The sequence below is a fragment of the Pseudoalteromonas sp. BSi20429 genome, from assembly GCF_000238895.1.
In the GTDB taxonomy this organism is placed as follows: domain Bacteria; phylum Pseudomonadota; class Gammaproteobacteria; order Enterobacterales; family Alteromonadaceae; genus Pseudoalteromonas; species Pseudoalteromonas arctica.
Map to the genome: position 1 here is coordinate 1 of NZ_BADV01000006.1, position 15103 is coordinate 15103.

The window sequence follows — 15103 nt, forward strand, 5'->3', positions numbered from 1 at the left end:
TTTTTTGTGCGTAAAACTTAGGGAAGTATCACAGCAGATCGGTTAATAATATACCTACACCAATACGTTCTACATCCGCATTGTAATCAATTAAGCTTTCGCCATAACCGTTAAAGTATTGTGCATAACCACGAACGCGGCCCCATAAAGGAAACGACCAGTCGAGTTGAATTGCACCACGATTATCTGAATTTAAATTGTTACGTGTCATAAAGCTAAATTCATGGTCATGAAAACGATACGCGCCGCTAAACTCAAAGTAACCCATGTATTTATATATGTCTGGGTTGTCGTCGCCATTGGCTTCTAAAATATCTTCTTTTTCGTCCTCAGCTATTCGGTACCAAGGTTTAAAGCTAAAAACAAAGCCTCTGTTTTCCCAGATAAAGTCTGCATAAATACGGTTCCACGAACGTGAGTTTGGTTGGCTTCGACCATTTGATTGATGCGAAATACCTAATGCGATTGCCATTTCGTCGCCCCATAATACGTTTTCTGGGTCGAGGTAATTTATCCAAAATATCTCTGGTTCGTAGTTGGTTTCACGAAATGGAGACGAAATTTCTGAGTTATAAATCTGCCAATATGATTGCAGTGTAAAGCCAAAAAATATGGCTTGGTCTTTATCCGAAAAATCATCGTAAAGAGGCACTTTTATCGATAGCTGGTATTTTGCTTCTAAGTTGTCGAGCGGTTCACCGTCGTTATCGTCTGTTAGTACATCAAAGCCATCAAATGGGCGATCGTTTGGGTGTGATACGTACGAAAGCGGTAAAATATAGTTACGCTTATGTGGCGTAATTACATTTCTATTTTTTTTACCTACTTCTTCACGAGCTTGGCGTTTATCAAGCGCGGTAAGTTGTTTGTTTTCTTCAAGAGCTGAACACTTTTTACGAAGATCGTCTAATGTTTGTTTACCATCCCCGCCAATTACTTCATTTAAAATACACTGCTTTACAAGTTCGATGTCGTTGTCTTGCTCATTTGTAGCAACTTCTTCTTGTGCGAAGGTAGCTGTACTTATTAAGGCAGAAAGTGTGATCCAGTGGCGCCAGCTCATTGTAATTCCTTGTGAGTTTGGGTTGTGTTGTATGCGTTAATTTAATTATAACGTCTTTTTACATATGTAACGGTGAACTTTTACTGAATTTGTATTTATAACAAGTTCTATACGTATAAAAAGTAAATATAGATCAAAAGAAAAGCGGCCTAAGCCGCTTTTCTAATGCACATTAACTATTTTAGTTAATGTGCTCTCACGCAATGAGAAGGGTGAGCTAGAGCTCAAATATGTTAGTAAAAAACTTATAAAGTTCGGTGCCTTGGTTAACACTCGCCGAGGCAAAGTGCAAAATGGCAATTGCATCGCAATCGAGAGTAAGTGTTTGCAGTGGTTGCTCGCTTAAGTAGCGCTCCATGCGCAAAATATTAGCAATAGGCTCACCGGCTTTAATGTGCCCACCAAGTGGGGCTATGTATTCAACCATGCCGCCAATGGGGGCGTAATAAGCAAAGTAGTTATCTAAATTACATGCATAGCGAGTCATATTAGCTGGCGTATGCGGTGCGTTTTGTAATACGCCTTTGTGATTTAAGTAACTTAAAATGCTGTTTGCATCGTTTAATGCTTCTTTTAAGTCTATTTTTTCTTGGCTGCCTAGCTCTACAGTAAATGCTTCTACAGGTATTGATAATTCGCGACCTTGTCCGCTAAGCGCATCACTTAAATGCCACCATGGGCAAAAGTTAGCTTCATCCATAGCGCCGTCAAAATCACTAGGAATAAGCAGTACATGTTCAATATTAAAGTAACGTGCGCTGTCGGTTGCATAGGTTGGGCAGTACAAATGCTTGCTTGAAATAGGGCCTGTGTGTAAATCGAGTACTATATCAGCCTGATGAGCGAGCTTTTGTAGGTTAAGTGCAATGCGTTTACCCGTATTAAGTAAATAAGCAGGGCCGTTAAGTTTGCTGTCTACTTCGTCAATAAGTGCCTGTTTGAAGTTACTTTTTAATGTAGCGTCGTCATACTGGGTATGATTTTGTGCAAACTGTGCCACTAAATTTTTATTGTAGTGATACATGCGATTCCAATTAGTACCCGTAATCGGATCGAACCTGCCAAGGGTAAACTCGCCAGATTTTTGATTACAACCAATTGGGTTAGCATAAGGCACTAATGTAATATCGCCATTAAGATTTAAGTTTTTTAACTGCTCAAGTAGCTGAAAAATAACTGCGTTACCTTGCACTTCAGCGCCATGCATATTGGCCTGAACATAAACACTAGGCCCTGTGCCATCGCCTTTTAAACGATACACCGGAATTGTAAGCGGTAAGCCGTTTGCAACTTCCCCTACTACAATGTTCTCTTGGCTGATGTGTGTTGTATTACTCATGCTTATTACCTTAAGTAGTGGCTGGCATTTTCGGCTTGGCGAACACAGGTAAGTTCACCATTTTGCAATGTGTACTCGGCGGCGAGCTCGTGGCATAAAAAATACGGCATACTTTCGGTAAAGCCGTAAGCACCGCATTGGCTAAACACTAGCCAGTCGTGCTCATTTAAATCGCTTGGCAGGTTATGTTCACCCAAGCAATCAAGCGCTGTACAAAGTGGGCCGTATAAAGTGACCGCTTGAGTTTTAGCACTGGATTCACGCAGTAACGCAGCAGGAAAATCTTGACTGGTAACAGCAGGGCGTAATAAGTGATTTATACCGCCGCTTAAAATGACTTGCTGTTGATTATAGTTTTGTTTGCGCTCTATTACTGGGTTTGCGTAATGACCACATTCGCCAACGGCATAACGACCAAGTTCCATCCATAATTCTTCCACACCCGCATCATTTTTAATTTTAGCGAGCGCAGCTATTAAGTCATCCCAATCAAGCGTTGCTTCATTTTGTGTATAAGGAATACCTAAGCCGCCGCCTAAATCTAAAATTTTAAGGCTAATATTTAAATCGCTGGCAAGTTGGCTAAGTGGTGCAATCATTTGTGACCACAATTCGCTTAGCTTTTGCGTGCTAAGCATGTTGCCCCACTGAAAAATATGCAAGCCGTCAAACTTAAGTGCAGGGTAGTCAGCTACATTGAGTGCTTGCCACTCATCACAACCTAAACCAAACGGCGTAAGGCTGTCGCCGCCCAGTGGGTTTTTTTCACCCTCAGGCCAGCGTAATTGCACTCGCAGTAATACTTGTAACTGCGTATTTTGTCGTTGCGCTTGTTGGTTTAACCAACGTACTTGATTGAGGCTTTCGGCTACGAATATACGTACTCCGCGCTCAATAAAGTGTTTAATTTGTTTAGGGCTTTTTGCAGGCCCTGTGTTGAGCACGCGCTGTGAGCTAATACCTTGTGCTAGCACTTGCTCAAGCTCACCTTTACTTGCTACGTCAAAATTAAAGCCAGCGCTGTCTAAGCTTTGAATAATTTTAGACAGTGGATTTGCTTTTACCGCGTACCACAGTTTTACATCGGTTTGCGCAACTAAACGTGCAAGATGCGCGTTTAGTTGATCTAGGTCGTAAACAAAAAAAGGTGTATCAAGTTGTTGTGTAATTGTATTTACAGCGGTTTTGATAGGCGTGCTCAAAAAGCTCATTATCGTAAAACCTCTTCAAGCAATAACGATGCATCGCTTTTTTCGTCGCGGTATTTAACTATTAACGCACACGACATGCTTAGGCCTTGCTCGCGCGCCCACTCGTTTGACGCAGGGCGAGAGCCTGGTATTACAATCGCGTATTCTGGGATTGGCTCGCCTTTATCTAGTTGGCGCTCGTTTACGCAGTCGTATACCGGAATAGTCGCCGATAAACGCACGCCTGGGGCAAGTACTGCACCTTTTTTAATGACTACACCTTCAACAATAATACAGCCAGCGCCAATAAAGGCGTCGTCTTCTACAACTACTGGGCTTGCACCAATTGGCTCAAGTACACCACCAAGCTGCACTGCAGCACTTAAATGTACGTTTTTACCTACTTGTGCACACGAGCCAACTAATGCGTGGCTATCTACCATTGTGCCTTCGTCGATGTATGCACCAATGTTTACATACGCTGGTGGCATAATAATCGTGCCTTTAGCAACATAAGCACCACGGCGAACACTAGAGCCACCCGGCACCATACGTACGCCATCGTCAGTACTAAATTCTTGCGGAGCTAAGTTATGTTTATCAACAAAACCACCTGCAAACTCAGTATTAGTGCCATTTTTGAAGGCATCCAAAATGCCTTGTTTTACTTCTACGTTAGCTTGCCATTGGCCGCTTTCGTTTTGTGATGCTGCGCGTACTGCGCCCGATTCTAAATTATTTAATAGTTCTAACCAGCTCATTATAAAAACCTGTATTTAATGCCAAGATAAAATGGTGTTGTTTGCAGTTGTGATGCAATCGGTTTGAGTTAACTCAAGGTGTGTTAAAGGTGGACGAAGTTGCGGGCTGCTTAAGCGACCTTGCAAATGCATCAATACCTTTACGGGAATAGGGTTTGCAACAGCAAATAGGCTATTAATAGCGCTTGACCACTGGGCAAATAAATTAGGGTGTTGACCACTTAAGCTGCGTTTAACAAACTCGTGAGTTTGTGCGGGCCATGCATTTGCAGCTACCGACACCAAACCTTTTGCGCCAGCTTGAGCAAAATAAGGCATTAGCGCATCGTCGCCACTAAAAATAGCTAAATTAGGCGCAGCTTGGCGATAAGCTTCAAACTGAGCAATGCTGCCGCTCGCTTCTTTTAACGCCCATAAATTTTTATTATTTTGTAAGTTTTGAATTGTTGCAGTTGGAATGCTAACAGCACTTCGACCCGGTACGTTATAAAGCATACACGGGTGAACACTTGCATTAAGTAGGCTTTCAAACCAATGAGTTTGACCTATAGCGCCAGGCTTTGCATAAAGCGGTGAGCCAAGTAAAAAGCTATGAATTGGGAGTGTATTACAGTAGTTAACCCACTCAATTTGTTGCTTTAAGTTACTACCGCCCACAGCAACCATGAGTGGTACTGCTGGTTTTAGCTGGCATACGTGTTCAACAATGGCTTGTTGCTCTTTTAGCGTTAGTGCTAAACCTTCGCCCGTGCTGCCAAGTAGTAAAATACCGTTATGCGCTGCTTCTTGATCGCTAACCAGTTTAGTTAACGTGTTGTAGTCAACATCGCCGTGTTGATCAAATGGCGTTACGAGCGCGGTCCACAATGAGTAGTCGTTTAAATTGAAGTTGTTGATCATCTCTCACGAACTTATAATTTGTACCAACTTTATTAAAAACGTGATCATTTTAGCGATAACTAATTTAATGCAATTGGTATTATTCGAAGAGTTAAAAAGCTTTATGGAAGGAGCCGCATTAACGTCGTTCGAACTAATAATTCGAAGAGCGAATGGGCTTAAAATAATAGGGCGCACGGCCTTAATATTTAAGACCAGAAGCTCTCCACCAAACTAATAAGCTGCTTTTATAAGCAGCTATTGGTGACAGTCGCTAGGGTTCAACCTAGTCGCCCGAAATAAACACCTCGCAAAAGTGGTTACTTCTCGGCGTTAATTCCCCTCACGTATGCTCACTGGAGTTTGCGCTCCTAACATACGCTACCTGAATAACGCACCTCTTCTAGCCCTTTACACCTGTTTGTAGAGTAAAAACTTACAAACCTGTGCAATTTAAATAGGGTAATTACGGCGATTAAAGCATTTTAGCCGTCTAGGTGTCAAGCGACTAAATGCATATTCATTCATCCATAATGGGAGTGGTTACGTATTGGGTGCTTTTCTCGTACACTAGCAATATAAGTAGTGAGGTATTTAATTAGTATGGAAAAATTTAGCGATATTTATAAGCGAGCGGTAGAGCGAAAAGGCTCCGAAAAAATGCTTAAGTTATTACTTGCAAAACCGCTATCTAAAAAACAACTAAGCACGTTAAGTGACGACGATTGGCTTGAGGAATTTACTCGAAAAGTATTTCAAAGCGGCTTTTATTGGTCAGTCATTAATAATAAGTGGCCAGGCTTTAGAGAGGTTTTTTGGGATTTTAGCGTTGATAAGTTATTAATGATGCCACCTGATATGCTGGAACAAAAAGCAACGGATGAGCGAATTGTTCGTAACTATAAAAAAGTAAAAACAATTACCGAAAATGCTTACATGATCCACGAAATAGCAGGGGAACATGGCAGTTTTAGTCAGTTTATCGCTAATTGGCCAGCAGACGATATTATTGGTTTATGGGCGTATTTAAAAAAACATGGTGCGCGTTTAGGCGGAAATACAGGACCTTATGCGCTACGAGCACTTGGTAAAGATACCTTTTTACTATCACGCGATGTAGAGAGTTACTTACGCGCCCATAAAATTATAGATGGCGGCTTACAAACTAAAAAGTCACTAAATGCAACCCAAGCTTTTTTTAATGAAATGCAAAAGCAAAGCGGCTTAAGTATGCAAGAGTTAAGTTTAATTGTTGCTTATGGCGTTGGTGACAACCGTGTTGGTATAAGTCAGCAATAATAGGAATTACCATGAAATTAGTGCCAAGATACACAGACATTACGGAAAACTTTGCGATAGAAGATTTTCCTGCAAGTGTTGCCTCTCCTCAGCTATTGCTGTGGAACGAGAGCTTAGCAAAAGAGTTTAATATTAACGTTGCAGCTGATTTGCGTGCTAGCACTTTTAGCGGTAACGAGAAACAGGCGATTCCTGCAGTAGCACTTGGTTACTCTGGGCACCAATTTGGGCATTTTTCACCACGTTTAGGCGATGGGCGAGCGCATTTATTGGGCGCTATTAATGATGATAAAAACCAGTTGTGGGATATTCAATTAAAAGGCTCTGGTGCTACTCCTTACTCAAGAGGGGGGGATGGGCGTTGTGCTCTTGGTCCTGCTATTCGTGAATACGTAATGAGCGAGGCAATGCATGCACTAGGCATTAAAACCACACGCTGCTTAGCGGTTGTTGGTAGTGGCGAAACGGTTTATCGTAATCCGCCACAAGCAGGCGCCATAGTGACTCGTTTAGCAACGAGCCATATTCGTGTTGGCTCGTTTCAATATTTAGCAACGCAAGGCGATGTGGAAGGGCTTAAAAATTTAGCCGATTTAGCTATAGAGCGACACTACCCAGAAATAACGGATACAGGATCGCAGCGTTATTTAGCATTTTTAGGCGCTGTGATTAAAAACCAAGTTAAGCTAGTTGTGAGCTGGATGCGTGTTGGCTTTATTCATGGAGTAATGAATACCGATAATACGCTAGTAAACGGAGAAACCATTGATTACGGCCCGTGTGCCATGATGAATAGCTTTGACTTTGATACCGTATTTAGCTCTATCGACAAACAAGGTCGGTATGCATTTGGTAATCAACCTAATATAGCTAACTGGAACTGTGCTCGCTTAGCTGAGAGTTTAATACCACTTATTAGCGATGATGACGAGCAAGCGGTTTCATTAATGACGCCATTTATTAATAGCTTTGCAGATCAGTTTAATACTGAGTTTACGGCTATGTGGGCACAAAAACTGGGTTTAAATGAATCTTTCAATAGTAGTGGCGAGTTAATCGCAGAGTTGTTAACACTATTAAAAGATAACCAGCTCGATTACACCAATACTTTTGATGCGCTTACTGAATCCTTAAAAGAAGAAGTAGTAATACCAGAGTCGCTAATTGAATGGAGAGCTAAGTGGGTAAGCTTAACCGACGATAATAGTTATGAAGTAATGAGAGCTGCAAATCCTCGTGTAATACCGCGTAATCATGTGATCGAAGAAATAATTGCACAATATAACGCTACTGGGTCTAGTGAGTTGCTACAGCGCTTTATAAAAATAGCCAGTAACCCATATTCTGACAGTGAAAAATTATCAGAATTTCAAGCTACGCCGATAAATGAGAATGATTACCAGACTTTTTGTGGTACTTAACTCTTAACTTTAAATATAACCACATGATTAAAAAGAGTCATTTTTTAATCAAACATGCGCATATATCTAGGGGAATGTTAATTCTGGTGGTATTATGCGCCGAATTAAAGCCAAGCAATGTTTCTTTGCATTTACATTTATAAGTGCATTTAATTTAATTGCTCTTACATTCCTTGCTAAGTACTAATTTACAAAAAACTACTATATTTATTTTTCAATAAAGTTTTAATTTCGCCTATAGTAAGTGGATGTGTGTTGTGACTGGGCATAGAAAAAAGTTATAAACTTTATTTTTCGTTAAGTATTGATTAACAAAGGCTCAGTTAGTCTATATAAAACTGATTGAGCTAGTATCGATTAGCTACAATTTAAAATTGTTCAAATGGGAAGAAAACAATGAAATTAAAATCACTTACAATTGCAATCGCGTTGGCTGCAACTAGCGCATCTACATTCGCTGCTGATAAAGAAGAAGGTTTCTACATTGGCGCATTTGGCGACTACTATGACGCATCTTGGAAAAACATGCGTGCTCAAGCTGGTCTTGACGTAAATGAATCAACTGGCTGGGGTGTTGAAGCCGGTTACCGTTTCAGTGATTACTGGAGCGCACGTCTTGAATATGCAGATATGGATTTTAATGCTTTTGATAAAGTTGCTGGCAACCGCAACAGTATTGATGGCGAGCGTTACGGTATTGATGCTCTTTACCATTTAAATGGTGGTCCTTTCTACGGTCTTTTCGGTATTAAAGAAATGGACGTAGTAGATGACAACACATTCTTAAATGCAGGTGTTGGTTACCAACATTTCATTACAGATGGCTTATTTGTAAATGCTGAAACAGCTGTATACCAAGGTCTTGACCGTGGTTACACAGATGTAGGCGCTAAAATTGGTATTAACTACTTATTTGGCCAAAATTCAGCTCCTGTAGAGCCAGTTAAACCAGCTCCAGAGCCTAAGGTAATTGAAGTAGCTGTAGCTCCTACAGATAGCGACAACGACAACATTCCTGATGCAGATGATAAGTGTGCTAACACACCTATGACTGATGCAGTTGATGGCACTGGTTGTACTTTATATGAAGACAAAGAAGTAACTGTAAGCTTATTAGTGACTTTCCCTAACAATGCTTCAGCAGTATCTACTCAGTACTTAAACGATATTGAAAAAGTATCTGCATTCTTAAAAGAGTACCCAGATACAACAGTACTTTTAGAAGGTCACACTTCTTCTGTAGGTAAAGCAACTTACAACAAATGGTTATCTAAAAAACGTGCTGATGCAGTAGCTAAGCAATTAGTTTCTGATGGCATTGCTAAAGACCGTATTACTACAGTTGGTTTAGGTGAAGAGCGTCTTAAAAATGATGCAAACACTAAAGCTGCAAACGCAGAAAACCGTCGTGTAGAAGCGCATATCAAAACTATCAAAAACGTTAAAGTTTTACGTTAATTAAATAGTTTGTAATAAAAACCCAGCTAAGTGCTGGGTTTTTTTATGCCTGTAATAAATTAATATTGGTTAATGGTAATGATTCTTACTTAACAAGTATTCATGAAAATAGTTTTTACTACAACCACTATTCATAGTATTTATAATCGGTATAATCAGTTGCGTAACTGGATGGATTTTCATCTATCCATAAAAGCTTTATAATTACGCGTTAGAATACTATAAGTATTGGGTAACTTATTTGCGCTTGAAGCGCTACCGGATACTTTCACGTCACCAAGAGGGCAATATTGTGCTACAAGAATATCGTAAACACGTAGAAGAACGTGCCGCGTTAGGTATCGTACCAGCGCCATTAGATGCTCAGCAAACTGCTGATCTTATTGAATTAATCAAAACTCCACCTGCAGGTGAAGAAGAATTCATTTTAGATTTGTTCATTCAGCGTATACCAGCAGGTGTTGATGATGCTGCTTATATTAAAGCGGGCTTCTTAGCAGCTGTAGCTAAAGGTGAAACTAATTCTCCACTTGTTTCTAAAGAAAAAGCGGCAGAATTATTAGGTACAATGTTGGGCGGTTACAATATCGCACCAATGATTGACCTACTTGATGACGAAACACTTGCACCAATCGTAGTTAAAGGCCTTTCAAATACATTACTTATGTTTGATGCGTTCTACGATGTAGAAGAAAAAGCAAAAGCAGGTAATACATTCGCTAAGCAAATTATTGAGTCTTGGGCAAATGCAGAATGGTTTACTAATAAACCAGCTGTTGCTGAAAAGATTTCAGTTACTGTATTTAAAGTAACTGGCGAAACAAATACTGATGACTTGTCTCCTGCACCAGATGCATGGTCTCGTCCAGATATCCCACTTCATGCTTTAGCAATGCTAAAAATTGAACGCGATGGTATTACACCTGATAAAGCGGGCGAAGTTGGTCCAATTACTCAGATTGAAGAATTAAAAACTAAAGGTTTACCACTTGCTTACGTAGGTGATGTTGTTGGTACGGGTTCTTCTCGTAAGTCTGCAACTAACTCTGTACTTTGGTTTATGGGCGATGATATCCCGTTTGTACCAAACAAGCGTGTTGGCGGTGTATGTTTAGGTAATAAAATTGCTCCAATCTTCTTCAACACAATGGAAGATTCAGGCGCATTACCAATCGAATTAAATGTTGATGAACTCAACATGGGCGAGCAAATCGACATTTATCCGTACGAAGGTGTTGTTAAGCAACATGGTACTGATAAAGTGATTTCTACTTTTGAGCTTAAATCTGATGTGATTTTAGATGAAGTTCGTGCTGGTGGTCGTATTCCACTAATCATCGGTCGTGGTTTAACTGATAAAGCGCGTACATCTCTTGGCTTAGGCGCAACTGATACATTTAAAGTACCAACAGCAACAGAAGTTTCTGATAAAGGCTTCACACTAGCGCAAAAAATGGTTGGTAAAGCATGTAACGTTGCAGGTATTCGCCCAGGTCAGTACTGTGAGCCTAAAATGACAACTGTTGGTTCGCAAGATACAACAGGTCCTATGACACGTGATGAACTTAAAGATCTAGCATGTTTAGGTTTCTCTGCAGATTTAACAATGCAGTCATTCTGTCATACATCAGCTTATCCTAAGCCTATCGATGTAAGCACTCACCATACGCTTCCTGATTTCATCATGAACCGTGGCGGTGTTTCACTTCGTCCAGGTGATGGTATTATTCACTCGTGGTTAAACCGTATGTTATTACCAGATACCGTAGGTACTGGTGGTGATTCACATACACGTTTCCCATTAGGTATTTCATTCCCAGCAGGTTCGGGTGCAGTAGCATTCGCAGCAGCAACCGGTGTTATGCCACTTGATATGCCTGAATCTATTTTGGTTCGTTTTAAAGGCGAAATGCAACCAGGTATCACTTTACGTGACCTTGTTCATGCAATCCCTTACTACGGTATCAAACAAGGTTTATTAACAGTTGAGAAAAAAGGTAAAATTAACGAATTCTCTGGTCGCGTACTAGAAATTGAAGGCGTTGAGCACCTAACTGTTGAGCAAGCGTTTGAATTATCAGATGCATCTGCAGAGCGTTCGGCAGCAGGTTGTACTGTTAAGTTATCTAAAGAGTCTATCTCTGAATACCTTGAATCAAACATTGTTATGCTTAAGTGGATGATTTCTGAAGGTTATGGCGATGTACGTACGATTGAACGTCGTATTACTGCAATGCAAGATTGGTTAGCTAACCCAGAACTAATGGAAGCTGACGCTGATGCAGAGTACAAGCATATCGTTGAAATTGATTTAGCTGAGATTAAAGAACCTGTTCTTTGTGCTCCAAATGACCCAGATGATGCGCGTCTTCTTTCTGATGTTGCTGGCGAGAAAATTGATGAAGTATTCATCGGTTCTTGTATGACTAATATTGGTCACTTCCGTGCTGCTGGTAAGTTGCTTGATGGCTTTAAAGGTCAACTTCCGACTCAGCTTTGGGTTGCTCCACCTACTAAGATGGACAAAGACCAACTTACAGAAGAAGGTTACTACGGTATTTTTGGTCGTGTTGGCGCACGTATCGAAACTCCAGGTTGTTCACTATGTATGGGTAACCAAGCACGTGTTGCAGATAAAGCAACGGTTGTGTCTACCTCTACACGTAACTTCCCTAACCGTTTAGGTAATGGCGCAAACGTATTCTTAGCATCATCTGAGCTTGCTGCAATTGCTGCAATCATTGGTAAATTACCAACAGTTGCTGAGTACCAAGAATATGCTGCGAAGATCAATGCAACGGCGTCAGATACATACCGTTACTTGAACTTCCACCGTATGCCTGCTTACACTAAAAAAGCAGACAACGTGATTATTCAACAAGCTGTATAATTTTTAGAGTTTGTTTAAAAACCCGCTTAGGCGGGTTTTTTATTGGCTAAAATAAATATTAGATAGTTCATGCTTCTTTTTTTATATTATTGTATTAAATCTAGTCTTAAGTTGCTTTTAAAGTAAGTAATCGCGCAAAAATTCCTATCAAAATGCATTAAAATCCTCATCAATATTCTCATTATTTTAGGCGAGATTTTATGACAGCATTAAACAACCAGAATTTACTGCAACTACGTTTTGTTAACCAAGCAAATATTGATTTGGTTAAGCCTTCTTTTGATAACCTGCCTGCAAATCCTTATGCAGATGGTGCCTTTCGTAAACGTCGTTACTCAGTAGTTAAAATGCAAAATGGTGAAATAAAGTTACAACAAACCAAAGCATTTGTTCAAGACGATTCAATTAATACTTTTCAAGGTAATGTAGAGCGAACTTACGAAAACCTAGAGCAAAGTTTACTTGAGTCAGAAGGCATGAAAAGCATTGTAAATGAGTTTCGCCAACTTACGGGTATTGATGAGCAGCGTGATATTGAAATTCATCAGTTCCGTATGCTTGCTATTAACAGTGATACGCCAGCAGCGCCAGAAGGCGTGCATCAAGATGGTTTTGACCATGTATGTATATGCGGCGTTTCTCACGAGAACTTAGAAGGCGGCGAGCTACTTGTATACGAAAACAAGCAAGCTGAGCCTTGTTTTAAAATGGAAATAAAAGACGGCATGTTTGCATTAATAAATGACCGTCAAGTGTGGCACAACGCAACACCTATGAACAAAATTGATGCTAGCAAACCAGGTTACCTGGATTGTTTTGTATTAACGTCTTAAGGAATAAGCATGAACATAACGCAATTACGTGAGCAGTTTCCTGCATTAATGCAAAACGTTGATGGTAAATCGCCAATATTTTTAGACGGACCAGGTGGCTCGCAGGTACCAACATCGGTGCTTAATGCGATGACAGCTTATTTAGGTCATTATAATTCGAACTTAGGTGGCGCGTTTTTTTCTAGTGATAAAACGGTTGAGTTGATGGCGAATGCGCGCCAAGCCGCCGCTGACTTACTTAATGCACCTAGCTCACAACAAATTGTGTTTGGTCCAAACATGACCAGCCTAACATTTAGCTTTAGCCGTGCAATTTCACGCGACTGGCAGGCTGGCGATGAAATAATTGTAACCAATGCCGATCATTTCTCAAATGTATCGTCGTGGCAACAAGCCGCAGAAGATAAAGGCGCAAAGGTAAATACTGCGCTTATTAATGAAGCTGATTGCAGCTTAGATATGGTGCAATTTGAAAGCCTATTAAATAGTAATACTAAGCTCGTAGCGGTAACGTATGCGTCAAATACCACAGGTTCAATTAATAATATTAAACGTATTGTAGAGCTTGCTCACGCTGTAGGCGCACTTGTTTATGTTGATGCAGTACATTATGCACCACACGAGCTTGTTGACGTGCAAGCACTTGATTGCGATTTTTTAGCCTGCTCTGCATATAAGTTTTTTGGCCCGCATTTAGGCATGGTTTATGGTAAAAAAGAACATTTAGACGGGTTTACGCCTTATAAAGTTGAGCCAGCTAAAGACGTAGCACCAGGTCGCTGGGAAACCGGCACACAAAGCTTTGAAGCCATGGCGGGTTTTATCGCGGCTGTTGATTACATTGCAGCAATTAGCGAACTTGACGATAGCCATTCACGCCGCGAAAAGTTAAGCATAGCTTTTGCTAAAACTAAGCAACACGAAATGGCGCTTAGTGAGCACTTTTTAACGCGCTTGGTAAACTACCCACGCATTAAGCTGTTTGGTATTGATGACTTTGATCGCTTAAATGAGCGTACACCTACTTTTGCTTTAATTTTTGAAGGGCTTGAGCCGCGCGCCGTCTCAGAATTTTTAGGTAAGCAGCATATTTGTGTGTGGGATGGTAATTTTTACGCGCAAGGTTTGTGCAAGCAACTAGGTGTGCTTGATAAAGGCGGTGTAGTACGTATTGGTTGTATGCACTACAACACGATTACTGAACTTGATAAGCTATTTGACTTATTTGATGAACTACTCGGTTAATCATGTAAGTTTTGGTGCGCTAACTCTTTGGCGCACCGTATATTTGTTCTGCGCGGTTAAACAGTACCCACGAGGTTAAAATATACTTATCGTTTGATACTGGCTTATTACCTCTGTGGGTATGTGTAAAGTAGCCAGGAGCTATTACCATAGTGCCTTTTTTAGGTGCTATTTTACGATTTTGATAGTAAAACTCCGTTTCACCACCTTCTTCTACATCGTTTAAATAAAACATAAATAACAACACGCGATGTAGTGCTTCATTGTGCTGTAGCTGCGGATAAACTTCACTGTGCCAGTAAGGGTAGCCACCTTTGTTTACTTCATATTTTTGCGCTTGAATATTACCAAGTCTAAAAATTTGCTGAACTAGCAAAGGTAATTGTGGTTTACCCACTTCTTCAAAATTCTCTTGGGTTAAATCGACTACTTCACCTGTTTTTGGGTGATAGACCTTTAAGCCAAATGCCCCAATCATCATAAAAATATGCTCTTCAACATACTTAAAAACATGCTGTGCAGTCGTTTGTTGTATATGTTTTAATTGTTGTGCATATTCGGGGTGATTATTTAAGTGTAGGTCGTGGCTGTCTTTTTTCTTTAAGTCGACACCGCCCGATGTTACCCCTTGTTTTACATGCGGGCTTTGCGCGAATGTGGTAATAAATTCATCGCAAAACTCATCGCTTAATGCGTTATCAATAACGCGTATAAAGTCCGTCATG

At 40.5% G+C, this 15103-nt stretch carries 12 protein-coding genes and 1 riboswitch; of the genes, 6 read left to right on the forward strand and 6 right to left on the reverse strand.

Features of this window, described 5'->3' with window-relative positions:
• Positions 1 to 28: 28 nt before the first annotated feature.
• From P20429_RS18440 to dapA, 5 genes are all read right to left on the reverse strand, one after another.
• Positions 29 to 1063, reverse strand: coding sequence for a phospholipase A (locus P20429_RS18440; RefSeq protein ID WP_007579971.1), 1035 nt, complete (start codon positions 1061 to 1063; stop codon positions 29 to 31).
• 217 nt (positions 1064 to 1280) lie between these two features.
• The gene (locus tag P20429_RS18435; RefSeq protein ID WP_007579972.1) at positions 1281 to 2402 is read right to left on the reverse strand and encodes a succinylglutamate desuccinylase/aspartoacylase family protein; all 1122 of its coding nucleotides are present in this window, start codon (positions 2400 to 2402) and stop codon (positions 1281 to 1283) included.
• A gap of 5 nt (positions 2403 to 2407) precedes the next feature.
• Positions 2408 to 3613, reverse strand: coding sequence for a PLP-dependent decarboxylase (locus P20429_RS18430; RefSeq protein ID WP_007579975.1), 1206 nt, complete (start codon positions 3611 to 3613; stop codon positions 2408 to 2410).
• Positions 3613 to 4353: a 2,3,4,5-tetrahydropyridine-2,6-dicarboxylate N-succinyltransferase gene (locus tag P20429_RS18425; protein WP_007376223.1), complete on the reverse strand. Its 741-nt coding sequence runs from the start codon at positions 4351 to 4353 to the stop codon at positions 3613 to 3615. The genes P20429_RS18430 and P20429_RS18425 overlap by 1 nt, the downstream gene beginning before the upstream one ends.
• A 15-nt stretch (positions 4354 to 4368) precedes the next feature.
• Positions 4369 to 5253, reverse strand: a complete 885-nt coding sequence (gene dapA, locus P20429_RS18420; RefSeq protein WP_007579977.1) for a 4-hydroxy-tetrahydrodipicolinate synthase — start codon at positions 5251 to 5253, stop codon at positions 4369 to 4371.
• A gap of 190 nt (positions 5254 to 5443) precedes the next feature.
• Positions 5444 to 5643: riboswitch (Lysine riboswitch) on the reverse strand.
• 192 nt (positions 5644 to 5835) lie between these two features.
• Here dapA and P20429_RS18415 point away from each other — a divergent pair.
• The 6 genes from P20429_RS18415 to P20429_RS18390 all read left to right on the forward strand — a co-directional run bounded on the left by P20429_RS18415 (position 5836) and on the right by P20429_RS18390 (position 14378).
• Positions 5836 to 6531, forward strand: coding sequence for a DNA-3-methyladenine glycosylase I (locus P20429_RS18415; RefSeq protein WP_007579979.1), 696 nt, complete (start codon positions 5836 to 5838; stop codon positions 6529 to 6531).
• An 11-nt stretch (positions 6532 to 6542) separates the two neighbouring features.
• Positions 6543 to 7952, forward strand: coding sequence for a YdiU family protein (locus P20429_RS18410; RefSeq protein WP_007579981.1), 1410 nt, complete (start codon positions 6543 to 6545; stop codon positions 7950 to 7952).
• A gap of 396 nt (positions 7953 to 8348) precedes the next feature.
• Entirely contained in the window at positions 8349 to 9410 is a 1062-nt protein-coding gene (locus P20429_RS18405) for an OmpA family protein (RefSeq protein ID WP_007579984.1), read from the forward strand.
• Between the two features lie 292 nt (positions 9411 to 9702).
• Positions 9703 to 12300 (forward strand): bifunctional aconitate hydratase 2/2-methylisocitrate dehydratase, encoded by a 2598-nt coding sequence (gene acnB, locus P20429_RS18400; RefSeq protein ID WP_007579986.1) that lies wholly within the window; start codon positions 9703 to 9705, stop codon positions 12298 to 12300.
• Between the two features lie 200 nt (positions 12301 to 12500).
• Complete coding sequence (locus P20429_RS18395) at positions 12501 to 13133, forward strand: 2OG-Fe dioxygenase family protein (protein ID WP_007579988.1); 633 nt, start codon at positions 12501 to 12503, stop codon at positions 13131 to 13133.
• Between the two features lie 9 nt (positions 13134 to 13142).
• Positions 13143 to 14378 carry a cysteine desulfurase-like protein gene (locus P20429_RS18390; protein WP_007579990.1) on the forward strand — a complete coding sequence of 412 codons (1236 nt, stop codon included), beginning with the start codon at positions 13143 to 13145 and terminating at the stop codon, positions 14376 to 14378.
• A gap of 19 nt (positions 14379 to 14397) precedes the next feature.
• Here P20429_RS18390 and P20429_RS18385 read toward each other — a convergent pair whose 3' ends face one another.
• Positions 14398 to 15102 carry a 2OG-Fe(II) oxygenase gene (locus P20429_RS18385; RefSeq protein WP_007579992.1) on the reverse strand — a complete coding sequence of 235 codons (705 nt, stop codon included), beginning with the start codon at positions 15100 to 15102 and terminating at the stop codon, positions 14398 to 14400.
• Position 15103: the final 1 nt, after the last annotated feature.

Bases quoted from the DNA above. Each gene is read 5' to 3' on its own strand.
- P20429_RS18440 (WP_007579971.1), bottom strand. From the start codon at position 1,063: ATGAGCTGGCGCCACTGGATCACACTTTCTGCCTTAATAAGTACAGCT.
- P20429_RS18435 (WP_007579972.1), bottom strand. From the start codon at position 2,402: ATGAGTAATACAACACACATCAGCCAAGAGAACATTGTAGTAGGGGAA.
- P20429_RS18430 (WP_007579975.1), bottom strand. From the start codon at position 3,613: ATGAGCTTTTTGAGCACGCCTATCAAAACCGCTGTAAATACAATTACA.
- P20429_RS18425 (WP_007376223.1), bottom strand. From the start codon at position 4,353: ATGAGCTGGTTAGAACTATTAAATAATTTAGAATCGGGCGCAGTACGC.
- dapA (WP_007579977.1), bottom strand. From the start codon at position 5,253: ATGATCAACAACTTCAATTTAAACGACTACTCATTGTGGACCGCGCTC.
- P20429_RS18415 (WP_007579979.1), top strand. From the start codon at position 5,836: ATGGAAAAATTTAGCGATATTTATAAGCGAGCGGTAGAGCGAAAAGGC.
- P20429_RS18410 (WP_007579981.1), top strand. From the start codon at position 6,543: ATGAAATTAGTGCCAAGATACACAGACATTACGGAAAACTTTGCGATA.
- P20429_RS18405 (WP_007579984.1), top strand. From the start codon at position 8,349: ATGAAATTAAAATCACTTACAATTGCAATCGCGTTGGCTGCAACTAGC.
- P20429_RS18395 (WP_007579988.1), top strand. From the start codon at position 12,501: ATGACAGCATTAAACAACCAGAATTTACTGCAACTACGTTTTGTTAAC.
- P20429_RS18390 (WP_007579990.1), top strand. From the start codon at position 13,143: ATGAACATAACGCAATTACGTGAGCAGTTTCCTGCATTAATGCAAAAC.
- P20429_RS18385 (WP_007579992.1), bottom strand. From the start codon at position 15,102: ATGACGGACTTTATACGCGTTATTGATAACGCATTAAGCGATGAGTTT.